Origin of the sequence: Bacillus sp. FSL M8-0063, from assembly GCF_038005545.1 — a bacterium.
GTDB lineage: Bacteria > Bacillota > Bacilli > Bacillales > Bacillaceae_G > Bacillus_A > Bacillus_A wiedmannii.
In genome coordinates this window covers 375,457-398,329 of record NZ_JBBOTJ010000002.1, presented here as the reverse complement: position 1 = coordinate 398,329, position 22,873 = coordinate 375,457, and the positions used below count along the sequence as shown (strand labels likewise).

The following is a 22,873-nucleotide window of genomic DNA, read 5'->3' as shown; positions in this document are numbered from 1 at the left end:
TCTATATGAATTTTTCCACAAAAAAAATAGAGTAAGGTGTGAACCTTACTCCATCTCTGCAAATACCATACGATCTTTTCCATTAATATCAAAAACAACCTCAACATGAGCATGTGGAAAAGCTTGTTGTAACAACCCTTTTACATCCTCACCTTGCCCTACTCCAATTTCAAATGCCACAATTGCTTTCTTCTGCAACACATTCGGCAACTCTTCCATAAAACGGCGATAGAAATCTAATCCGTCTTCACCACCAACAAGTGCTCTCTTTGGCTCATGCTCTTTCACCACAGGAGAAAGGCCACGCCAATCCTCTTCCGGTATATATGGAGGGTTTGAAACAACAACATCTAACTTTTGACTTGTTTTATAAAATGGTGACAATAAATCACCATGATAGAACGTTACTTCTGCGCCCAAAGTTTTTGCATTTTCTTTTGCAACTTCAATCGACTCTTGTGCAATATCTACCGTATACACATGAAGATTTTTATTTTCTAAAGCAAGCGTAATAGAAATCGCTCCACTACCTGTACCGATATCCGCCACATGCAGTTTCTCATCACCGAAATGACGCTCGATTCTTTCTAACACTCCTACTATAAGCTCTTCTGTTTCCGGTCTTGGTATTAATACTTCTTCATTCACAAAGAACGACCGTCCATAAAACATTTCATAACCAATCATATATTGAATAGGAATACCTTCTACATGCTTGTGAATAAACTCCGTAAAACTTGTTTCTTGTTCCACAGTTATTTCTTCACGCATATTCATGAGCATTCCGGTTCTGTTCGTCTTTAATACATGACAAAGGACAATTTCTCCCGCATTTTCATCTCGTCCATTTTCCTGTAAAAAAGAAGAAGCCCATTTCAGGGCTTCATAGACACGCATTACTCAGCTGCCTCCATCTTTTGAGCCTGATCTTCCATCACTAAGGCATTGATGAAATCATCTAACTTACCTTGTAAGATTTGATCTAGCTTTTGAATCGTTAAACCGATTCGATGGTCTGTAACACGGTTTTGCGGGAAATTATACGTACGAATACGCTCTGAACGATCACCCGTACCAACAGCTTGTTTACGGTTTTGATCATACTCAGCTTGCGCTTCTTGTCTAAACTTATCATAAACACGTGCGCGTAATACTTTCATCGCTTTTTCTTTATTCTTGATTTGTGATTTCTCATCCTGACACGATACAACTACACCAGTCGGTAAATGCGTTAAACGTACCGCTGACATCGTTGTATTAACACTTTGTCCACCAGGACCACTAGAAGCAAACGTATCAACACGAACATCTTTTTCATGAATACTAATTTCTACTTCTTCTGCCTCTGGTAATACAGCTACAGTTGCTGTAGATGTATGAATACGTCCACCAGATTCCGTTTCAGGAACACGTTGTACACGGTGAGCACCATTCTCGAATTTTAGCTTCGCGAAAGCACCTTTACCGTTAATCATAAAGATAATCTCTTTATATCCACCTAACTCTGTATAGCTCGCTTCGATAATTTCAGTTTTCCAACCTTGTACCTCAGCATAACGGCTATACATACGATATAAATCACCAGCAAATAAAGCCGCCTCGTCACCACCAGCAGCACCACGAACCTCAACGATAACGTTTTTATCATCATTAGGGTCTTTTGGAACAAGTAAAATTTTCAGACGCTCTGACAATTCTTTATCTTGTCCTTCTAATTCAGAAACCTCTTCTTTTACCATGTCACGCATATCAGCGTCTAACTTATCTTCTAACATTGCTTTTGCATCTCTTAATTGCTCACGAACATCTTTATACTCACGGTACACCTCTACCGTTTCCTGCATATCAGATTGTTCCTTTGAATACTCACGAAGCTTATTCGTATCGCTAATAACCTCTGGGTCACTTAACAATTCATTTAACTTCTCATAACGATCTTCTACAGCTTGCAAACGATCTAACACACCATTCACCTCTACATCCTAGTATCTAATACAAATAGTATATGGTACTTAATCAAAAAAACGCAAATTATATTTAAAAGCGTAAGCGGCTCGCTCAGAATCGCAGGACATTGGAACTCTCGACCTTGAAGCGCTCTTTGCTTCGAGCGAGAGAGTGAAATGGCCGGAGATTCTAGCCGCTGAAGCTAGATAATATTTAAAAGCGCAAGCGGCTTGCTCAGAATGGGAGAAGGTTGGAGCTTCTGACAGAGAGGTGCTCTTTGCCTCGCAGGAAGAAGCGAAACCACCGACCATTCTAGCCGCTGGAGCTAGATAATATTTAAAAACGTAAGCGGCTTGCTCAGCTCTGACTGCTAAAGTTCTTAGCTGTTTGAAGAGCCGGTCACCAATCTTCATTTATTTTCGAAAAAAACCCGCTCTACATAGCGAGTTTCATTTATCTTTGTTTTGTAGGTACTGCATGACAATGACGACAACGTGGTTCATACGATTCCGAAGCCCCAACTAAAATAATTGGATCATCAAATGCCGCTGGTTCTCCATCGATTAAACGTTGCGTACGACTTGCAGGAGATCCGCATGCAGAACAAACTGCCTGCAACTTAGTTACATGTTCAGCAATCGCCATCAGCTGAGGAACTTGTCCAAATGGTAGACCACGGAAATCTTGGTCTAATCCAGCTACAATGACACGATAGCCACGATTTGCCAATACTTGCACCACTTCCACAATGTCCCCATCAAAAAATTGTACCTCATCGATTGCAATAACATCCATTTCTTCTGTTACATGGTTAAATATATCTTTTGAAGCTGAAACAGGAACTGCTTTAACCTTTAATCCATTATGTGATACAACATCTTCTTCACTATAACGATTATCAATACATGGTTTAAATACAATCGCATGTTGTTTCGCAAATTGCGTACGGCGTATACGGCGGATGAGCTCTTCTGATTTTCCAGAAAACATACTCCCGCAAATCACTTCAATCCAACCATTTTGATTCATTAAGTACATTGAGCTCTCCTTTCATCTACTTTCCTAATCCAAAGTAGGGTAAAGGTTTAATATTTTTGCAAAAAAAACAGACAAGCGAATACATACACTTGCCTGTTTTATGTTCTTTATTACTTGATACCGTATTTCTTATTGAAGCGGTCAACACGTCCGTCTGCAGTAGCAAACTTCTGACGTCCAGTGTAGAATGGGTGAGAATCAGAACTGATCTCAATTTTTAGTAATGGATAAGTGTTACCATCTTCCCACTCAACAGTTTCGCTAGAGCCTTTAGTAGACCCGCTTAAGAATTTGAAGCCTGTGTTCGTGTCCATAAATACAACTTTATTGTAATTTGGATGGATTCCTGCTTTCATTCTTTTCATCTCCTTCCGCCCTGAATCATTTTCGAAACAGAGTTTTTCATCTTCAGCTGCTTACACAACTATATTGATGAAACACATATGATGAAATTATAACAAGGCTAACTCCATTTTGCAACTACCTGTTTTTGTCTTTTTAAAATTTAAAAGCGCAAGCGGCTCATTCAGAATCGCAGGACATTGGAGCTCTCGACCAAGAAGCGCTTTTTGCTTCGACCGAGAGAGCGAAATGGCCGGAGATTCTAGCCGCTGGAGCTGGATATAATTAAAAGCGCAAGCGGCTCGTTCAGAATCCGGGACACTTCAAACTCTCGACCCAAATATGATTTTCATCTCAAAAAACAAAATTTTTCCCATAAATTACTCTCCCTAATATTCCCTTAAAAAAACATAAAAAACTCGCTTACCACAAAATAAGCGAGTCCCAATCTTTTCCCTTTACTTAGTTGTTACATATCTTTTTGAGTCTGCAACAATGTTTTGTAAAAATTCTTCATTTGTCTTTGTTTGACGAAGTTTACGTAAGAAACCTTCGACAAAGTCTGGTGTATCACGCATTGTTTTACGAATACCCCATAGCTTGTCTAAATGTTCTTTCGGAATTAATAGATCTTCTTTACGTGTACCAGAACGGCGAATATCAATTGCCGGGAAGATACGGCGCTCAGCTAATGAACGATCTAAGTGAAGTTCCATATTTCCAGTTCCTTTAAATTCTTCGTAAATTACATCGTCCATACGAGATCCTGTATCAACAAGCGCTGTTGCTAAAATCGTTAAGCTACCGCCTTCTTCAATATTACGTGCAGCTCCAAAGAAACGCTTCGGTCTATGGAAGGCAGCTGGGTCGATACCACCCGATAATGTTCTACCACTTGGCGGAATAACAAGGTTGTAAGCTCGCGCTAAACGGGTAATACTATCCATTAAAATGATAACATCTTTTTTGTGCTCTACAAGACGCATTGCACGTTCTAACACAAGTTCCGCTACTTTAATATGATTTTCTGGCACTTCATCAAAAGTAGAGCTTACAACATCTCCTTTAACAGAACGTTCAATGTCTGTTACTTCCTCTGGACGCTCATCAATTAAAAGTACAATTAATTCAGCTTCCGGGTGATTTGTTGTAACACTGTGTGCGATTTCTTTTAATAGACTTGTTTTACCAGCCTTTGGAGGCGCGACAATTAAACCACGTTGTCCAAATCCAACTGGTGCGATTAAATCCATGATGCGTGTCGGTAACTTTTTCGGTTCCGTTTCCAATTTCATTTGGCGATCTGGGTATAATGGTGTTAATGCAGGGAAATGCACACGCTCTTTTGCTGACTCTGGATCATCTCCGTTTACAGCTTCAACTTGTAATAATCCAAAATAGCGTTCATTTTCTTTCGGAGGTCGTACTTTACCAGAAACCTTGTCTCCATTACGTAAATCGAAACGACGAATTTGCGAAGCTGAGATATAAATATCTTCTGAGCTTGGAGAATAGTTGATAGGACGTAGGAATCCAAATCCTTCTGATTGAATAATTTCTAATACGCCTTCCATGAAGAAGAAACCTTCTTTTTCTGCTCGAGCTTTTAGGATAGCGAAGATTAACTCTTTTTTCGTTAATTTGCTATAATACGAAATCTTAAATTCTTTCGCAAGCTCGTATAACTCTTTTAATTTCATGTTTTCTAATGCTGCAATTGACAAATTCATTCAGACACCACACTTTAACATTATTCTCTTTTCACATGGGTAAAGGGAAAAAATACGGAAGGCAAATAATTAATAATGAAAGGCAATAAGTTCAAGTAGGGTAATATTCACTATTGTAACCCTTTTATCTAGTTTTAATCAATACGTTGAAACACAAATACAAGAAGCGAAGACAAGAAAATTTGTCTTCGCTTTTATTTAACCTAGTTCCAGTAGCTAGAATGGTCAGGAGCTCCAATGCCCTGCGATTCTGAACGAGCTGCTTCCACTTTTTATTCAATCCAGCTTCAGCAGCTAGAATGGTCGGTGGCTTCACTTCTTCCTACGAGGCAAAAAGCGCCTCTACGTCAGAAGCTCCATCCCCCTCCCATTCTGAACGAGCTGCTTACGCTTTTTATTTAATAACCAAGTTTGGTTTTTTATTCAAGCTATGACGTCCGTCTACGAAGCGTACTGTGCCTGATTTTGCACGCATAACAAGGGATTGTGTTGTTCCTACGCTACCTTTAAATTGAACGCCGCGTAATAGTTCTCCGTCTGTTACGCCTGTTGCCGCAAAGATTGCATCGTCACCTTTTACTAAGTCTTCCATGCGAAGAATACGATTTATATCTTCAATACCCATTTTTTTACAACGAGCTAATTCAGCTTCATTTTGAGGCAGAAGCTTTCCGTGGATTTCTCCACCTAAACATTTTAATGCAACTGCTGCTAATACACCCTCAGGTGCTCCACCAGAGCCGAATAAAATATCTACACCTGTGCGATCAAATGCAGTGTTAATTGCTCCAGCCACATCTCCATCGTTAATTAATTTAATACGAGCACCAGCTTTACGAATTTCTTCGATAATCGCTTGATGACGTGGACGGTTTAAAACTGTCGCTACAACATCTTCAATATCTTTATTTTTCGCTTTCGCAACCGCACGTAAGTTATCGATAATAGGTGCATCAATATCGACCGCCCCAACCGCTTCTGGGCCAACCGCGATTTTATCCATGTACATGTCAGGAGCATGTAACAAATTACCATGATCTGCAATTGCAATAACAGCAAGAGCATTCCATCCACCAGCTGCTACGATGTTTGTCCCTTCTAAAGGATCAACCGCAACGTCTACACGTGGTCCATATCCTGTACCTAATTTCTCTCCGATATACAGCATTGGCGCTTCGTCCATCTCACCTTCACCAATTACAACTGTACCTTTCATCGGGATTGTATCAAATACATCACGCATAGCTGATGTTGCTGCACCATCTGCCTCATCCTTTTTCCCACGCCCCATCCAACGCGCTGATGATAATGCTGCAGCCTCTGTTACACGTACTAACTCCATAGATAAACTTCTTTCCACGATAATCCCTCTCCTTTAAGTCTTTATATTTCTGCCTTATTTTGTGAACCGTGTTTCTCTACAAAGTATACTTCCGCAAGTAGTGATGCTTCGCTTCCCCCTTGCGGAAGTATCACTTATGCGTTCTTCATCTCTTCAATTTCTTGACTTGTCATTTGTTCTCGCCAAATGTTTGCGCCAAGCCCTTTAAGCTTGTCTACTATATTTTCATAACCTCGATCAATATGCTCAAGTCCAGTTACTTCTGTAATTCCATCCGCCATTAACCCTGCAATAACAAGAGCCGCTCCAGCTCGTAAATCACTCGCTTTCACTTTTGCACCTTGCAATAAAACTGGACCAGTTACAATTGCCGAACGACCTTCCACTTTAATTTGTGCATTCATACGACGTAATTCATCAATGTGTTTAAAGCGTGCGCCGTAAATCGTATCCGTTACAACACCCGTTCCGTGTGCCTTTGTTAAAAGCGTCGTAAATGGTTGTTGTAAATCTGTTGGGAATCCTGGATATACAAGCGTTTTTATATCAACTACTTTTAACCTTCTATTACCGTTCACTGTAATTTGGTCATCGTTCGTTTCAATTTGGACACCAGCTTCTCTTAACTTCGCTGTAACTGACTCTAAATGCTGAGGAATCACATTATCAACCGTTACTTCTCCTCCTGATGCAGCTCCTAAAATCATATACGTACCCGCTTCAATACGATCCGGAATGATCGTATGGTGACAACCGTGCAGTGAATCCACACCATCAATTCGGATTACATCTGTTCCAGCACCTTTAATGCGTGCACCCATGCTCGTTAACAATGTAGCTACATCAATAATCTCTGGTTCTTTCGCTGCGTTTTCAATAACAGTTCTACCTTTCGCTCGCACAGCTGCTAGCATAATATTAATTGTAGCTCCTACACTAACAACGTCTAAATAAATACGTGCCCCGCGTAGCTCATCTGCTCTTAAATAAATCGCACCCTGTTCATTCGTAACATGTGCACCTAACGCTTCAAACCCTTTAATATGCTGATCAATCGGCCTCGGTCCTAAATGACATCCACCCGGAAGCCCAATAACAGCTTTTTTAAAACGGCCAAGCATCGCACCCATTAAATAATAAGAAGCACGCAATTTTTTCACTTTTCCATTCGGTAAAGGCATTGCAACCATGTTAGAAGGATCGACTACCATCTCTTCCTCCTGTCCATAAGTTACTCTTCCTCCAATTTCCTCTAGCAAGTCTCCTAACATTTTCACGTCCGAAATATTAGGGACACCACCAATAGTTACTGGAGTATCTGCTAAAATTGTCGCTGGAATTAGTGCAACGGCGCTGTTCTTTGCACCACTCACTCGAATTGTTCCATTTAAAGCTCTTCCGCCTTCAATTAGCAATTTTTCCATATTGAGCTCCCTTCTTGTGAATGTATTTACTTTCTATATCTTTATAGAAAGCTCCCCTTAAGAATCTCAATCACTCTTTCCACCCTAAAACTCAATAAATAGGAAACCATTATCCTCATTTCTCCAGTAGTACGAATAGATAAAGATTAACTATTTATCGAATTTACTTTATCAATTTAGATACATTATCACATTTATTAATAGGACTATGCACATTATTTTCTATTTCAAAAGCAAAATGATAAAAATCTTTAGACTTGTTCACGCTTTCATTATACAACGAAAGGAAACCGTCTAAAAGACTAGACGGTTTCCAAAACGGAATTTTATTCTTACGCTTTACCGTTAGAACCGAATTCACGCATTTTACCAGCAACAGTTGCTTTAATAGCTTCGCGGCCAGGTCCAATATATTTACGAGGATCGTAAACTTCTTGGTCTTTGCTTAATGCTTCACGAACAGCTTTTGTAAACTCAATTTGGTTCTCAGTGTTTACGTTAATTTTTGAAGTACCTAAAGAAATAGCTTTTACGATATCAGCAGTTGGGATACCAGTACCACCGTGTAATACTAAAGGTACACCAGTGAAGTCACGAACTTGTTCCATTTCAGCGAATCCTAAGTTAGGCTCACCTTTGTAAGGACCGTGTACAGAACCTAAAGCTGGAGCTAGGCAATCGATACCTGTTGCTTCAACAAGGTGCTTACACTCTGCTGGATCAGCGTAAATTACGCCTTCAGCGATGATGTCGTCTTCTTGTCCGCCAACTGTTCCAAGCTCAGCTTCAACAGATACGTTACGAGCGTGTGCGTATTCTACTACTTTTTTAGTAGTTTCAACGTTTTCTTCGAATGGGTGGTGAGAAGCGTCGATCATTACAGATGTGAAACCTGCATCGATTGCTTCTTTACATTTTTCGAAGCTTGAACCATGGTCAAGGTGAATCGCTACAGGAACAGTGATGTTCATTTCTTCGATTAAAGCTTTAACCATAGCTACAACTGTTTTGAAACCAGTCATATGACGAGCTGCACCCTCAGATACACCTAGGATTACAGGAGATTTTTCTTCTTCCGCAGCAGCTAAGATAGCTTGAGTCCACTCTAAGTTGTTCATGTTGAATTGACCAACTGCGTATTTTCCTTCTAGTGCTGTGTTTAGCATTTCTTTCATAGAAACTAAAGGCATGGTGAATCCTCCTAAAAAACGTTTTTTGTATCCGATAAGTTCTTATCGCTGGTAGTATGACCAGAATAAGGTAAAATATGTATATTTACATACCGGACTTTTTTCTACACTCAATAGGATAACAACTTGTACTCAAAAACTCAACCGTATTCACCTGCTCAATAGTCCATGTAAACGCTTTTTTCCATATTTTTTATAAAAAATTCATTTTTTACGCCTCTACAGCAAGCTGTTCTCTCACCGCTTGACGAATCTCATCAATATCAAACGGTTTAGCAAAGTGCATTAAAGCTCCTAAATCTTTCGCTTCTTGGATCATATCAAGCTCTCCATAAGCAGTCATTAAAATTACTTTAATACTCTCATCAATTTCCTTTACATGTTTTAAAATCTCTATACCATCCATACCTGGAATTTTCATATCTAACACTACTAAATCTGGATTATCTTTTTTCACGATATCTAAAGCTTGAAATCCATTCGCTGCTTGGAATGTCTGATAACCTTCTTTTTGGAACACTTCATGTAATAACACACGAATGCCATATTGATCATCAACAATTAAAATTTTACCTTCCATAACTCCCAACCTTTCTGTGTAAATACAAGATTTAAAGCTTCTTATATCTTAACGATTAATTTTCGCTATTCTTTGGCAAATCCCTTCCTATTCTTTCTTATTTTACCGTTTCCTATTTTGTTATGCTACCCTTCGATTTCACCTTTCTAAAAAAATAAACTATAATGAAAGCCGATAAACACGTACGAAAGGGAGTAACATTATGTTAAAAATTTTTTCAACTCAATTAAGTGGTTATTTCTCCAGGGTTTCTCAAAAAGAAGAAATGAATATAGAAGATAGTGCCCGTCTACTTGCTCAAGCATTAGTTGGCGACGGTTTCATTTATTTACATGGTACAAATGAAATGGAGGGCGTTGTCGCTGAAGCATTATTCGGTGCTGAACCAATGAAGCAAGCAAAACGATTATTTGAAAATGGTAAAGAAGTAGAAGTAACTTCTGCAGATCGTGTACTTCTTATTAGCCGTTTTTCAACAGATGAAGAAGTTGTAGCAATGGCAAAAAAACTTCAAGCTGATGGACACTCTATTGTCGGCATCTCTGCTATTCAAGAAGGTACTGAATCACTAGAACAATATACAGATGTACATATTGATACAAAGCTGTTAAAAGGTCTTATTCCAGACGATGAAGGCAATCGCTACGGATTCCCAAGTTTAATGGTAGCTTTATTTGCATATCACGGGATCAAATTTACAATCGATGAAATGTTAAATGAATATTAAAAAAAGCGCCCTATTTCAGGCGCTTTTTTTATTACTTGCTCTCTTTATTCGTAATAGAAGCACTTACGAAGTCATGGAACAATGGTTGTGGACGGTTTGGACGAGATACAAGTTCTGGATGGAACTGTGCTGCCACGAACCAAGGGTGGTCTTTTAATTCAATGATTTCAACTAGACGACCGTCTGGGCTTGTACCAGAGAATACAAATCCTGCTTTTTCCATATCCGGACGGAATTGATTGTTGAACTCATAACGATGACGATGACGCTCATATACAACCGGCTCGTTGTAAGCATTGTAAGCATTTGTTTCTTCAGCAAGCTTACATGGGTATAGACCAAGACGAAGTGTGCCACCTAAGTCTTCTACATCTTTTTGTTCTGGTAATAAGTCAATGATTGCATAAGGTGTGTCAGGATTAATTTCAGAAGAGTTAGCTCCTTCTAATCCTAATACGTTACGTGCGAATTCGATTGATGCAAGTTGCATACCTAGGCAAATTCCTAAGAATGGAACTTTGTTTTCACGAGCATATTGAATTGCAACGATTTTACCTTCTACACCACGATCGCCGAATCCACCAGGTACAAGGATACCATCTGTGTCACCAACTAATTCTTGTACGTTCTCTGGTGTTACGTGCTCAGCGTTTACCCATTTCACTTCTACATCTGTGTCGAATGAATAACCCGCATGACGAAGTGCTTCTACAACAGAAATGTATGCATCTTGAAGCTCTACGTATTTACCAACAAGAGCGATTTTTGTTTTCTTAGAAAGGTTACGTACTTTATTAACTAGCGCAGTCCACTCTGTCATATCTGCAGCTGGATTGTCTAATTTCAAGTGATCGCAAACGATTTGGTCCATATTTTGCTCTTGAAGAGATAATGGAACCGCATATAAAGTATCTGCATCACGTGCTTCGATAACTGCTTTTGTATCAATGTCACAGAATAATGCAAGCTTGTCTTTCATATCTTGAGAAACAGGCAATTCTGTACGAACAACGATAATATTTGGTTGAATACCTAAGCTGCGAAGCTCTTTAACGCTATGTTGCGTTGGTTTTGTTTTCATTTCACCCGCTGCTTTTAAATACGGGATTAACGTACAGTGAATGTACATTACATTGTCACGACCGATGTCGCTCTTAATTTGACGGATTGCTTCTAAGAATGGTAGAGACTCGATGTCACCAACAGTTCCACCAATTTCTGTAATAACAACGTCCGCGTTTGTTTCGCGACCAGAACGATATACACGCTCTTTAATTTCGTTAGTAATGTGAGGAATAACTTGAACTGTTCCTCCTAGGTATTCACCACGACGCTCTTTTTGAAGAACTGAAGAGTAAATTTTACCTGTTGTTACGTTGCTGTATTTGTTTAAGTTGATGTCGATGAAACGCTCATAGTGACCAAGGTCTAAATCAGTTTCTGCACCATCATCTGTTACGAATACCTCACCGTGTTGGTATGGGCTCATAGTCCCTGGGTCTACGTTAATGTATGGATCAAACTTTTGAATCGTTACGTTTAAACCACGATTTTTTAAAAGTCTTCCAAGAGATGCTGCTGTAATACCTTTTCCTAAAGACGATACTACACCGCCTGTTACAAAAATATACTTAGTCATGAAAAAGCTCCCTCCTATTTTGCTGTTATATAATCACCGTTGCAAAGCGCAACGTATGTAGATAACACTGTATCCATCTTATTGTTAGACTCTTTTTATTTTCTAAACAAAAAACAAAAAAGAAAATTGCTCCCCTCATCACATAAAGTAATAAGTAGGGAGCAATTTTCTTTTATATTTACACTTTAAAAGTATTATCGTCCTTTTTTAAAGAGCCCAAAAATGATTCTACATGGACGATAATGAAAAGTCAAGAACTACAGTTCTTCCTCTTCTTCTTCTTCAGCTTCAGCTTCATCGTACTCAAGTTCTTCTTCGGCGAAGTCATCGTCATCATCTTCATCTAAATCATCAAGATCATCGTCATCTCCGTCTTCTTCTTCAAGAACCTTGTCCAAATCTTCTACCTCTTCTTCATTTGCGTCTGCATCTTCGAAGTCTTCATCTTCTTCGATGTAGTCGTCAAAACCGTCCTCTTCAACTTTACGTTTCTTCTTCGGTTTTGGCTGAGGTAAGATTTCTTCATCAATTTGCTCATATGGGTACCAGCTACGTAGCCCCCAACGATTTTCTCCTAAATTAATGAAACGTCCATCGATGTTTAAATCTGTATAAAATTGTGCGAGTTTCGCATTAACTTGCTCTTGAGATAGTCCCAGCACTTGAGCGATTTCTCGAACCAACTCGTTGAATGTCGTTGCTTGTCTTTTATCCCCTAAAACGCTATGTACAACTTCAATCATTGAACATTCTTTTAGCTCTTCTGGTGAATATTGCTTAAAATTCACTTATGCGGCACTTCCTTTCTTCAAATATAACCTTATATATAACGGTCTGCTTAAAAAAATCCATACTATTCATTATAAACAAAAGTCGCACAAATATGCTACAAAAAAAACGGGAAACTTTAATATGGTAATAAAATTATAATTTGTCTATTCCTTATTTCGGAAACATATGCGCTCCTTGCAGTACATACCTAATTTGCATTTCTGTATATTCTTCAAGCGTATACATTTTTTGCAGGGCCCAACGTCTAAATCCCCACATTTGTCCTTGTATGAAAATGTTATGTGCAAGAAGCTGTATCTCTTTTTTATTTAATGTAAATGTCCCATTTTCTGTACACTGCTCTAAAATATTCTCAAACATCCCGACCATTTGAAACTCTTTTTCTAATACATATGGGAGTGATTCTTTCGGTAAAAAACGTACCTCTTGATACATAATTAATACTTCTTCTTGCAATTCATCCATCACTTTAAAATAATTCGTTATCGCTATCTTTAAGCTTTCTATACTTCCCTTCTCTGTACACACTACTTCCTCTAATCTTTCTTTTACATGTTCATAAATACTATCACAAACTAAATATAAAACATCATCTTTTGTACGAATGTACTCATAAAGTGTTCCAATACTAAACCCAGCCGCCTTCGCAATCTCTCTCGTTGTTGTACGCGGGAACCCTTTTTGCTTAAACAATTGCACCGCACCTTTAATCATTTGTTCACGTCTTAACGCAACTAATTTTTCATCTTTCACAGACGCATGTACATTATGTTTAACCATCCCCTTCACCTCTCCCTATTATTTTTTGGAAGGAAAAAGCGTAGGAAAATACCTACGCCTTTGATCCTACTTCGTTAACATACGAGAAATTACAAGCCTTTGAATCTCTTGTGTTCCCTCATATATTTGTGTAATCTTTGCATCGCGCATATAACGCTCTACGGGATAATCTTTCGTATAACCGTAACCACCAAATACTTGTACCGCTTCAGTCGTCACCTTCATCGCTGTATCGCCTGCAAATACCTTTGACATCGCTGACTCTTTCCCATACGGAAGCCCTTCCGATTCAAGCCAAGCCGCTTGGTATGTTAGAAGACGCGCCGCCTCCACATCCGTTGCCATATCTGCAAGTTTAAAGCCAATTCCTTGCTGCGCCGCAATAGGTTTCCCAAACTGATGACGCTCTCTTGCATATTCTACAGAAGCATCTAAAGCCCCTTGCGCAATACCGACTGCTTGCGCGGCAATACCATTACGGCCGCCATCTAATGTTTGCATCGCAACTTTAAATCCTTGGCCCCCTTCCCCGAGTAGGTTCTCTACAGGAATACGGCAATCTTCGAACATAATTTCAGTTGTTGGTGAAGAGCGAATCCCTAACTTGCTTTCCTTCTTCCCAACTGAAAATCCTGGTGTATCACTTTCCACAATAAACGCGCTCGTACCACGCTGCTTCGATTCGGGATCAGTTAACGCAAAAACAACATAAATATCAGCAATACCGCCATTTGTAATAAAGATTTTCGATCCATTTAAAATGTAATGGTCTCCATCTCGTTTCGCAGTTGTCCTCATTCCGCCCGCATCTGAACCAGAACTTGGTTCCGTTAAACCGTATGCGCCAATTTTCGTTCCTTCTGCCATCGGTCGTAAAAACTTTTGCTTTTGTTCTTCCGTTCCAAATTTAAAAATTGGCCAACCAGCAAGTGAAGTGTGTGCAGACAGCGTTACACCTGTTGAAGCACAAACACGAGATAATTCTTCAATAGCAATTACATACGCTAAGTAATCGCTTCCAATTCCGCCGTATTCTTCAGGCCACGGAATGCCGGTTAAACCAAGCTCTGCCATTTGATCAAATAGTGCACGATCAAATCTCTCTTCTTCATCACGCTCAGCTGCCGTCGGTGCTACTTCGTTCTTAGCAAAATCCCGAACCATTTTTCTTATCATTTCATGTTCTTCTGATAGTTTAAAATGCATTCCCGTCTCCCCCTTATCCTTTTATAAAGCTCGACTAATAACAAGTTTCTGTATCTCACTCGTTCCTTCATATATTTGCGTGATTTTCGCATCACGGAAAAATCGTTCTACCGGATAGTCTTTCGTATAACCGTAACCGCCAAATACTTGCACCGCTTCAATCGCAACTTCAACAGCCGTCTTAGAAGCGAATAATTTCGCAATAGAAGCTTCTTTACCGCATGGTAATCCTTGCGCCCTTAGCGATGCTGCTCTGTATACAAGTAGTCGTGCTGCTTCTACGCTAGTCGCCATATCTGCAAGTTTGAATCCGATTCCTTGCTGCGCCGCAATTGGCTTGCCGAATTGCTCACGCTCTTTCGCATAATCAATCGCACATGCAAGCGCCGCTTCCGCGATTCCTAATGCCTGCGCTCCGATTCCAATTCGTCCAACATCTAAATTCGCCATTGCCACCTTAAATCCTTGTCCTTCTTCACCAAGTAAATTCTCGGCTGGCACTTTCATATCTTCAAACGTAAGTTGTACCGTGCGAGAACCAAGAAGTCCCATTTTATGCTCATCTTTGCCGATAATTAAGCCCGGTGTATCTTTCTCCACTATAAATGCAGAAATCCCACTTTTTCCTGCCTCTGGATTTGTAGAAGCGAATACAATGTATGTACTTGCTTCACCGCCATTTGTAATAAATACTTTCGATCCATTAATAATGTAGTGATCGCCTTTCTTTACAGCTCTTGATTTCAAACTCCCTGCATCTGATCCTGCATTTGGTTCTGTTAATGCAAATGCACCTAAATATTCACCAGTCGCAAGTTTAGAAACATATTTCTGCTTCTGTTCTTCTGTTCCAAAATATAAAATCGGGTTCATTCCAACTGACGTATGTACAGCCAAAATTACACCAACCGTTGCACTTACCTTTGAAATTTCCTCAATTGCTAAAATGTAAGAAATAAAATCCATTTCTGCCCCGCCATATTTTGCAGGCGCTGGAATACCCATTAGTCCAAGCTCACCCATCTTCTGCAAAATCTCTTTAGGGAACACCCCTTGTTCCATACTAGGAACAAAGGGAGCTATTTCCTTCTGCGCAAAATCTCGAACCATTTTCCTCATCATTTGTTGCTCTTCGGTAAAATGAAAATTCATGTACTCCGCCTCCGTTTGCTATATATCTTTTTAATAATTTGGTAAGACCACTATTTTAATAAAAGGAGGACTTTATTCGTAAACGTAGAAACCACGGCCTGTTTTACGTCCTAACCATCCTGCGTTCACATACTTGCGTAATAATGGACATGGGCGATATTTACTATCTCCTAATCCTTCATGCAACACTTCCATAATGTATAAACATGTATCTAAACCGATAAAATCAGCTAATGTAAGTGGTCCCATCGGATGATTCATACCTAGTTTCATTACTTCATCAATCGCTTCTTTCGTCGCTACACCTTCATATAACGTATAGATCGCTTCGTTAATCATCGGTAATAAAATACGGTTCGATACAAATCCTGGGAAATCATTTACTTCAACTGGCACTTTCCCGATTTTTTTCGTAATATCTTCAATTGTTTCGTACACCTCATCATCTGTAGCCAAACCACGAATAATCTCAACAAGCTTCATAACCGGAACGGGATTCATAAAGTGCATACCAATTACTTTCTCTGGACGTTTCGTTACTGCTGCAATTTCAGTAATTGGTAGAGAGGACGTGTTCGTCGCTAAAATTGCGTGTTCTGGAGCGATTTCATCTAGATTCGCGAAAATTTTCTTTTTAATGTCCATTTTCTCAACAGCCGCTTCAATAACAAGATCCGCTTCCTTCACACAATCTAAATCAAGCGTTACTGTAAGGCGATTTAACGTCGCTTCCTTCTCTTCTTCCTTCATGCGTCCTTTTTCTACTTGGCGCGCTAAGTTTTTCGTAATAATAGCCAATCCTCTGTCTAATTGCTCTTGTTTTAAATCTTGTACCTTCACATCATATCCTGCCATTGCACATACTTGTGCGATTCCCGAACCCATTTGTCCTGCACCAATTACAACTATTTTTTGTACACCCATTCTTTCTTCCCCCTTAATATAAATTGTTAATAAATCAAAAATCACCTACACGTAAATTAACGAACTTCAATCATAATTGCGTCACCTTGACCGCCACCGCTACAAATAGAAGCAATTCCAATTCCGCCGCCGCGCTGCTTCAGTGCGTGGATAAGTGTAACGATAATACGCGCTCCACTTGCTCCAATTGGATGTCCCATCGCTACAGCGCCGCCATTTACATTCAATTTGTCTGGGTCAATTCCTGCAATCTCTGTACTTGCAATTGCTACCGCTGCAAACGCTTCATTAATCTCGAATAAATCGATATCTTCAATTGTCTTTCCTGTTTTTTTCAACAATTCGTTAATTGCATAACCTGGCGTTCTTGGGAAATCTTTAGACTCCACTGCAATTGCTGTATGTGCCAAAATTGTCGCTAATGGCTTTCTTCCTTCTTGCTTCGCTCTGTCTTCGCTCATTAATACGAGCGCTGCACCGCCATCATTTAGTCCAGGAGCATTACCCGCTGTCACTGCCGACGTCTTATCAAATACAGGTTTTAATTTCGCTAATTTTTCAATCGTTGTATCCGCGCGTGGCGCCTCATCTTTTGCAACGACGATAGGATCGCCTTTTCTTTGCGGAATCGTTACTGGCACGATTTCCTCTTCAAAACGCCCTTCTTTATGCGCTGAAACCGCACGCTGATGGCTACGATATGCCCATTCATCTTGCGCTTCACGAGAGATTCCATCTTCCTTCGCAACCTCTCCGCCATAAACACCCATGTGTATACCTGAAAATGCGCATGTTAAACCGTCAGCAACGTTTAAATCGATGATTTCGTTGTTACCCATTCTGTATCCCCATCTTGCACCTCGTAAAATGTAAGGGCTGTTACTCATCGACTCCATACCGCCAGCTACAATTAGTGATTGATCGCCAGTACGAATAATCTGATCCGCTAACGTAACCGCACGAAGCCCTGATGCACAAACTTTATTCACTGTTTCCGTCTGTACTTCCCAAGGGATTCCAGCAGCCCTCGCAGCTTGGCGCGATGGAATTTGTCCCTGTCCCCCTTGAATAACTGTTCCAAATATAACTTCCTCAACATCACTAGCAGAAACATTTGCTCTCTCAAGCGCTGCTTTAATTGCAATTCCCCCAAGTTCTGTTGCCTTCACGTCTTTTAAAGATCCTCCAAATTTCCCAACCGGTGTTCTTGCAGCACTTAAAATAACTGTTTTACTCATATTTATTTCCCCCATCTCTTTTTTTAGGACCGAGCGCTCGCTCGGTGTTCTTACGTTGAGAAGAGGTGCAATGATTGCACCTCTCTCTAAAGTTGTATTCATGCTTGCAGATTACATCGCTTCTTTCTTCTGTCCGATAACAGAGCGTTCTAAAATCTCTGTTACATCAAGAGTTTGAACCTTCTCTTCTACTTCTTTCGCTTTCGTCCCATCGCTAATCATCGTTAAGCAATATGGACAACCTGTACCGATAATAGATGGCTCTACAGCTAGTGCTTGTTCTGTACGAGCAACGTTAATACGTGAACCTGCTGTCTCTTCCATCCACATTAAGCCACCACCTGCGCCACAGCACATTCCGGTTTCACGGTTACGTGCCATTTCTACAAGATTCACACCAGGAATTGCTTTCAAAATATCGCGTGGCGCTTCGTATACTTCGTTGTATCTTCCTAAGTAACAGGAATCATGGTACGTAACTGTTTCCTCAATAGCGTGAACGGGTTTTAAGCGTCCTTCTTTCACCCACTGAGCTAACAATTCTGTATGATGATAGACTTCTGCTTGCAAACCAAAGTCTGGATACTCATTTTTAAATGTGTTATAAGCGTGAGGATCAATCGTAACGATTTTCTTCACTCCTGCTTTTTCAAATTCCTCGATATTCTTTGTTGCCATCTCTTGGAAGACAAATTCATTTCCAAGACGTCGCGGTGTATCTCCAGAATTCTTTTCTTTATTACCAAGTATCGCGAATGAAATGCCTGCTTCGTTCATTAACTTCGCAAACGATATCGCAATCTTCTGACTACGATTATCATATGATCCCATTGAACCAACCCAGAATAAATATTCGAACTCCTCGCCAGCTTTCGATTTTTCTTTTACAGTTGGAACTGTTACTTCATCATCACCTTGGCGCCAAGTTTCACGCTCTTTACGGTTCAGTCCCCACGGATTCCCTTGACGCTCGATGTTTGTCATCGCACGCTGCGCTTCCGCGTCCATCTTTCCTTCTGTTAAAACGAGATAGCGGCGTAAATCAATAATTTTGTCAACATGCTCATTCATAACCGGACACTGATCTTCACAGTTACGGCACGTTGTACAAGCCCAAATCTCTTCCTCTGTAATAACATCTCCGATTAAACTCGGATCGTAAGCAAGCGTTGTAGCTGCTGATTCTTGTTGCCCTTTCCCAGCTGCCATCATCGCTAACTGATTTCCTTGTGTATTATTAAAGGCAACTACTGGAACCCACGGTGCTTTTGATGTCACTGCTGCTCCTTTATCAGTTAAATGATCACGAAGTTTTAAAATTAAATCCATCGGCGATAACATTTTCCCTGTCCCTGTTGCCGGGCACATATTTGTACAGCGACCACACTCTACGCAAGCGTATAAATCAATAAGCTGATTTTGTCTAAAGTCTTCGATTTTACCAACACCAAATGTTTCTTGCGTTTCATCTTCAAAGTCAATCTTTTCAAGTTTCCCTGGATTTGAAAGACGACCGAAGAAAACGTTAACTGGTCCCGCAATTAAATGCGCGTGTTTTGATTGTGGAACATACACTAAAAACGTTAACAAAATTAGTAGATGCACCCACCAAGAGAAATAGAACACAGAAATGGCTGCGGTTTCATTTATTCCCGAGAAAACGTAAGCGATTGCAGAAGCAATTGGTTCACTCCATGAAAGCTCCTCGCCGTGCCATATAATTCCCATCCCATTACCGAGTAGCACAGAAATCATTAAGCCACCAATAAAGATAAGAACAAGGCCTGATTTGAAATTACGTTTTAAACGAACTAGCTTCTCAACATAACGTCTATGAAAAGCCCAAAAGACTGCAATTAAAATAACAAGTGTGACAATTTCCTGGAAGAATGTAAATGCAGGGTATAGTGGTCCAAGTGGAAGATGTGATCCTGGTGCGAGTCCTTTCCAAACGAAGTCAATTGCTCCAAATTGGACAAGAATAAATCCGTAAAAGAACATAACGTGAATAATGCCGCTCTTCTTATCTTTCAGCAGCTTTTTCTGACCGAAAACATTGACCTTAAGGAGATCCCAACGCTCTTTAAAACGACGGTCAAATTCAATCTTTTTTCCTAACTGTATGTAGGCCATCCTCGTCCGTATAAGATACACAAACAAATATCCCGCATAAGCAATAACAGCAATGGCAGCCAGCCAATTAATGATCAGTAAGCTATTCATTTTTATGCTACCCCTCTCTTTGTAAGCCCTCTTTCTTTTTTAGAATCTTCAAAAACATATAATTTTCTGAATTTTTTCCCCTATCTTCATTATATAATGAGTGAGCATTCAGTCAACAGTTTTTTGTTATACAACAACATATTTTTTAATAAAGCTGTTTATTTCGGTGAAACTATAAAGTGAAACTTTAATCAGTAGGGGATTGTTTCCTCCCGCCTGATTCCTTTAAGTAAGCCTAATTTTTAAGTAGGTGGCTTACCTCCCATTAATATCGGATAAAGTGAAATTTTAATCAGTGGAGAGCTGTTTATTCCCTACTGATTATTAGCTTCACCAATCGGGCTTTTCCAGGCAACCAGCAAAATGAAGGTGAAAAGAATGCAAAGGAGGGTATCCACTTATGTTCTTCTTATCTCTCTTGTTAATATGCGTTACTCTTTGGATCACAATTGACCTTTTATATGGGAGGATTCTTCACTTAAAGCGTGTGTGCTCTCGTACTTTCCCTTTACGTCAAAGTAATTTTCACCTTTATACATACGGGCAAGATTTATATGATGCTTTATTTACTGATATACAACAAGCAAGGCACCATGTACACGTTTTGTTCTTCATTGTAAAAAACGATAAAATCAGTCGTGAATTTTTAAAGTTACTTATCGATAAGGCACAGGAAGGAATTGAAGTAAGACTTTTACTCGATCGATTGGGAAGCCATTATTTATCAAACGAGGCAATTCGTTCCCTACAAAAACACGGTGTCTCTTTTTCATTTTGTCATAAAGTGAAATTTCCTTTTCCGTTCTTTTCTGCAAATCAAAGAAACCATAGGAAAATTACAGTTATTGATGGGGAAATTGGTTATATTGGTGGATTTAATATTGGAGAAGAATATTTAGGACATAATCAAAAATTAGGATTATGGCGCGACTATCATTTGCGTCTTACTGGGGAAGGAATACAGGATTTACAAAAGCAATTTTTACATGATTGGCTCGACGATACGGATCAAAATTTATTAGATTCATCTCTTTATTTTCCTAAGCAACAACCAGGAACCATTCTACATCAATTTATCCCTACTGATGGTGCCTATTTGCAACATACTTTTTTATATTTAATCGAAAGCGCGAAACAAGAACTCTTTATCGGTACACCATATTTCATTCCTGGGAAAAAAATTATGCACGCATTATTAAAAGCACGAAAACGTGGGGTTCAAATAACGATTCTCGTTCCAGAAAAAGCTGATCACTCCCTTGTTCGAGAAGCAAAATTTCCATATTGCCGAAAGTTAATACAAGCCGGATGTAATATTTACGCATTTCAACGAGGGTTTTTTCACGCTAAAGTTATTATAGCGGACGATTATATTTGTGATATCGGAACTGCAAACTTTGATATGAGAAGTTTATATATTAATCATGAAATCAACTGCCTTTTATATGATAAACATTTTATACAAACAGTAAAAAACAGATTCCATAAAGATTTAGAAAACGCGTCCTTACTTTCCTTTAAAGATGTTAGCCCCCTTTCTCTTATTGATAGAGGGAAAGAATGGCTAGGAACGATACTTTCTTTCTTCTTATAGGAAAGATAATGAGTAAAAAGAGGTGTATCACATATGATTATGCGATTCGGATATGTTTCACATGCAATGGCACTCTGGGACTGCTCTCCTGCCAAAACGATGACATTTACAAGCTTTCAAAAGCTCAGTAAACAAGAACGAGAAGATAAATTGTACGATGTTACGAGGCAAAACCTTGAGCATACAATACGTATTCTTCATTACAATATAGCGCATGAAATTCCGTTATATCGTTTATCCTCTTCCATCGTCCCACTTGCAACACATCCCGAAGTCGAGTTTGATTATATCGGGGCATTTACACCGCTTTGGCATAAAATCGGGGCATTAATTAAAGAACACAATTTACGAGTAAGCTTTCATCCAAATCAATTTACGCTATTTACAAGCGACAAGCCACATATTACAACTAACGCTATTACAGATATGGCCTATCATTATAAAGTATTAGATGCAATAGGAATTGCAGATTCTTCTTATATTAACATCCATGTAGGTGGTGCCTATGGAAATAAAGAACAAGCGGTTGGACGTTTCCATGAAAACATAAAAAAACTTCCTGCACATATAAAAGAGCAAATGACGCTTGAAAATGATGATAAAACATATACAACTGCTGAAACTTTATCGATTTGCCAAAAAGAAAAGATTCCATTCGTATTTGATTATCATCATCACATGGCAAACCTTTGCGAAGAACCGCTAGAAGTATTACTCCCTGCAATTTTTGAAACTTGGTCACATACAAATGTCCCTCCTAAAGTTCACATTTCCTCCCCTAAATCAAAAAAAGAATTTAGGGCTCACTCTGAATATATTGATTTAGAGTTTATTAAGCCTTTCTTACACATTGCAAAAAAAACCAACCATAATTTCGATATTATGATTGAAAGTAAACAAAAAGATTTAGCAATGCTGCAATTCATACATGAATTATCCTCTATAAGAGGGATAAAAAGAATAAATGGCTCAACATTACAATTGTAAATTGTAATGTTGAGCTAT

General features: G+C 39.3%; 20 protein-coding genes. 3 read left to right on the top strand and 17 right to left on the bottom strand.

Going from position 1 to position 22,873, the window contains the following annotated elements; genetic code table 11:
• Positions 1 to 45: 45 nt before the first annotated feature.
• The 9 genes from prmC to spo0F all read right to left on the bottom strand — a co-directional run bounded on the left by prmC (position 46) and on the right by spo0F (position 9,593).
• On the bottom strand, positions 46 to 897 hold the full coding sequence (gene prmC / locus MKX31_RS24495; RefSeq protein WP_064476100.1) for a peptide chain release factor N(5)-glutamine methyltransferase: 852 nt from the start codon (positions 895 to 897) through the stop codon (positions 46 to 48).
• Positions 897 to 1,964, bottom strand: a complete 1,068-nt coding sequence (gene prfA / locus MKX31_RS24490) for a peptide chain release factor 1 (protein WP_002096180.1) — start codon at positions 1,962 to 1,964, stop codon at positions 897 to 899. The genes prmC and prfA overlap by 1 nt, the downstream gene beginning before the upstream one ends.
• A 436-nt stretch (positions 1,965 to 2,400) precedes the next feature.
• Entirely contained in the window at positions 2,401 to 2,985 is a 585-nt protein-coding gene (locus tag MKX31_RS24485) for a thymidine kinase (protein ID WP_000281086.1), read from the bottom strand.
• A gap of 110 nt (positions 2,986 to 3,095) precedes the next feature.
• A complete protein-coding gene (locus MKX31_RS24480) occupies positions 3,096 to 3,341 on the bottom strand; it encodes a type B 50S ribosomal protein L31 (protein WP_000643447.1) in 246 nt (81 codons plus the stop codon).
• 444 nt (positions 3,342 to 3,785) lie between these two features.
• Positions 3,786 to 5,057 carry a transcription termination factor Rho gene (rho, locus tag MKX31_RS24475; protein WP_001053898.1) on the bottom strand — a complete coding sequence of 424 codons (1,272 nt, stop codon included), beginning with the start codon at positions 5,055 to 5,057 and terminating at the stop codon, positions 3,786 to 3,788.
• 394 nt (positions 5,058 to 5,451) lie between these two features.
• A complete protein-coding gene (glpX, locus tag MKX31_RS24470) occupies positions 5,452 to 6,417 on the bottom strand; it encodes a class II fructose-bisphosphatase (RefSeq protein ID WP_000442336.1) in 966 nt (321 codons plus the stop codon).
• A 116-nt stretch (positions 6,418 to 6,533) separates the two neighbouring features.
• Positions 6,534 to 7,823 (bottom strand): UDP-N-acetylglucosamine 1-carboxyvinyltransferase, encoded by a 1,290-nt coding sequence (gene murA, locus MKX31_RS24465; protein WP_064476098.1) that lies wholly within the window; start codon positions 7,821 to 7,823, stop codon positions 6,534 to 6,536.
• Between the two features lie 332 nt (positions 7,824 to 8,155).
• On the bottom strand, positions 8,156 to 9,013 hold the full coding sequence (locus MKX31_RS24460) for a class II fructose-bisphosphate aldolase (protein ID WP_048542703.1): 858 nt from the start codon (positions 9,011 to 9,013) through the stop codon (positions 8,156 to 8,158).
• Positions 9,014 to 9,224: 211 nt separating this feature from the next.
• A complete protein-coding gene (gene spo0F / locus MKX31_RS24455; RefSeq protein WP_000398593.1) occupies positions 9,225 to 9,593 on the bottom strand; it encodes a sporulation initiation phosphotransferase Spo0F in 369 nt (122 codons plus the stop codon).
• A 202-nt stretch (positions 9,594 to 9,795) separates the two neighbouring features.
• Here spo0F and MKX31_RS24450 point away from each other — a divergent pair, with 202 nt between their 5' ends.
• Positions 9,796 to 10,320, top strand: a complete 525-nt coding sequence (locus MKX31_RS24450) for a DUF2529 domain-containing protein (protein WP_064476097.1) — start codon at positions 9,796 to 9,798, stop codon at positions 10,318 to 10,320.
• Between the two features lie 31 nt (positions 10,321 to 10,351).
• Here MKX31_RS24450 and pyrG read toward each other — a convergent pair whose 3' ends face one another.
• From pyrG to MKX31_RS24410, 8 genes are all read right to left on the bottom strand, one after another.
• A complete protein-coding gene (pyrG, locus tag MKX31_RS24445) occupies positions 10,352 to 11,959 on the bottom strand; it encodes a CTP synthase (RefSeq protein ID WP_000170450.1) in 1,608 nt (535 codons plus the stop codon).
• 257 nt (positions 11,960 to 12,216) lie between these two features.
• Positions 12,217 to 12,747, bottom strand: a complete 531-nt coding sequence (rpoE, locus tag MKX31_RS24440; protein ID WP_064476095.1) for a DNA-directed RNA polymerase subunit delta — start codon at positions 12,745 to 12,747, stop codon at positions 12,217 to 12,219.
• A gap of 154 nt (positions 12,748 to 12,901) precedes the next feature.
• A complete protein-coding gene (locus MKX31_RS24435; protein ID WP_340981619.1) occupies positions 12,902 to 13,531 on the bottom strand; it encodes a TetR/AcrR family transcriptional regulator in 630 nt (209 codons plus the stop codon).
• 66 nt (positions 13,532 to 13,597) lie between these two features.
• On the bottom strand, positions 13,598 to 14,737 hold the full coding sequence (acdA, locus tag MKX31_RS24430; RefSeq protein ID WP_340981618.1) for an acyl-CoA dehydrogenase AcdA: 1,140 nt from the start codon (positions 14,735 to 14,737) through the stop codon (positions 13,598 to 13,600).
• Positions 14,738 to 14,758: 21 nt separating this feature from the next.
• Entirely contained in the window at positions 14,759 to 15,889 is a 1,131-nt protein-coding gene (locus tag MKX31_RS24425; RefSeq protein WP_001009066.1) for an acyl-CoA dehydrogenase, read from the bottom strand.
• A gap of 72 nt (positions 15,890 to 15,961) precedes the next feature.
• Complete coding sequence (locus MKX31_RS24420) at positions 15,962 to 16,813, bottom strand: 3-hydroxybutyryl-CoA dehydrogenase (protein WP_000538863.1); 852 nt, start codon at positions 16,811 to 16,813, stop codon at positions 15,962 to 15,964.
• Between the two features lie 56 nt (positions 16,814 to 16,869).
• Positions 16,870 to 18,153 carry an acetyl-CoA C-acetyltransferase gene (locus tag MKX31_RS24415; protein WP_242290298.1) on the bottom strand — a complete coding sequence of 428 codons (1,284 nt, stop codon included), beginning with the start codon at positions 18,151 to 18,153 and terminating at the stop codon, positions 16,870 to 16,872.
• Positions 18,154 to 18,162: 9 nt separating this feature from the next.
• Entirely contained in the window at positions 18,163 to 20,274 is a 2,112-nt protein-coding gene (locus MKX31_RS24410) for a heterodisulfide reductase-related iron-sulfur binding cluster (protein ID WP_048542718.1), read from the bottom strand.
• A gap of 400 nt (positions 20,275 to 20,674) precedes the next feature.
• Between MKX31_RS24410 and cls the strand changes: the two genes are divergently transcribed.
• A complete protein-coding gene (gene cls, locus MKX31_RS24405) occupies positions 20,675 to 21,868 on the top strand; it encodes a cardiolipin synthase (protein WP_340981617.1) in 1,194 nt (397 codons plus the stop codon).
• Positions 21,869 to 21,901: 33 nt separating this feature from the next.
• Positions 21,902 to 22,855, top strand: coding sequence for a UV DNA damage repair endonuclease UvsE (uvsE, locus tag MKX31_RS24400; protein ID WP_340981616.1), 954 nt, complete (start codon positions 21,902 to 21,904; stop codon positions 22,853 to 22,855).
• The last annotated feature ends 18 nt before the right edge of the window (positions 22,856 to 22,873 follow it).

What these genes read in the sequence shown, in the direction of transcription:
- prmC (WP_064476100.1), bottom strand. Translation starts at nt 897, where the DNA reads ATGCGTGTCTATGAAGCCCTGAAATGGGCTTCTTCTTTTTTACAGGAA.
- MKX31_RS24485 (WP_000281086.1), bottom strand. Translation starts at nt 2,985, where the DNA reads ATGTACTTAATGAATCAAAATGGTTGGATTGAAGTGATTTGCGGGAGT.
- MKX31_RS24480 (WP_000643447.1), bottom strand. Translation starts at nt 3,341, where the DNA reads ATGAAAGCAGGAATCCATCCAAATTACAATAAAGTTGTATTTATGGAC.
- rho (WP_001053898.1), bottom strand. Translation starts at nt 5,057, where the DNA reads ATGAATTTGTCAATTGCAGCATTAGAAAACATGAAATTAAAAGAGTTA.
- murA (WP_064476098.1), bottom strand. Translation starts at nt 7,823, where the DNA reads ATGGAAAAATTGCTAATTGAAGGCGGAAGAGCTTTAAATGGAACAATT.
- MKX31_RS24460 (WP_048542703.1), bottom strand. Translation starts at nt 9,013, where the DNA reads ATGCCTTTAGTTTCTATGAAAGAAATGCTAAACACAGCACTAGAAGGA.
- spo0F (WP_000398593.1), bottom strand. Translation starts at nt 9,593, where the DNA reads ATGGAAGGTAAAATTTTAATTGTTGATGATCAATATGGCATTCGTGTG.
- MKX31_RS24450 (WP_064476097.1), top strand. Translation starts at nt 9,796, where the DNA reads ATGTTAAAAATTTTTTCAACTCAATTAAGTGGTTATTTCTCCAGGGTT.
- pyrG (WP_000170450.1), bottom strand. Translation starts at nt 11,959, where the DNA reads ATGACTAAGTATATTTTTGTAACAGGCGGTGTAGTATCGTCTTTAGGA.
- MKX31_RS24435 (WP_340981619.1), bottom strand. Translation starts at nt 13,531, where the DNA reads ATGGTTAAACATAATGTACATGCGTCTGTGAAAGATGAAAAATTAGTT.
- acdA (WP_340981618.1), bottom strand. Translation starts at nt 14,737, where the DNA reads ATGCATTTTAAACTATCAGAAGAACATGAAATGATAAGAAAAATGGTT.
- MKX31_RS24425 (WP_001009066.1), bottom strand. Translation starts at nt 15,889, where the DNA reads ATGAATTTTCATTTTACCGAAGAGCAACAAATGATGAGGAAAATGGTT.
- MKX31_RS24420 (WP_000538863.1), bottom strand. Translation starts at nt 16,813, where the DNA reads ATGGGTGTACAAAAAATAGTTGTAATTGGTGCAGGACAAATGGGTTCG.
- MKX31_RS24415 (WP_242290298.1), bottom strand. Translation starts at nt 18,153, where the DNA reads ATGAATACAACTTTAGAGAGAGGTGCAATCATTGCACCTCTTCTCAAC.
- MKX31_RS24410 (WP_048542718.1), bottom strand. Translation starts at nt 20,274, where the DNA reads ATGAATAGCTTACTGATCATTAATTGGCTGGCTGCCATTGCTGTTATT.
- cls (WP_340981617.1), top strand. Translation starts at nt 20,675, where the DNA reads ATGTTCTTCTTATCTCTCTTGTTAATATGCGTTACTCTTTGGATCACA.
- uvsE (WP_340981616.1), top strand. Translation starts at nt 21,902, where the DNA reads ATGATTATGCGATTCGGATATGTTTCACATGCAATGGCACTCTGGGAC.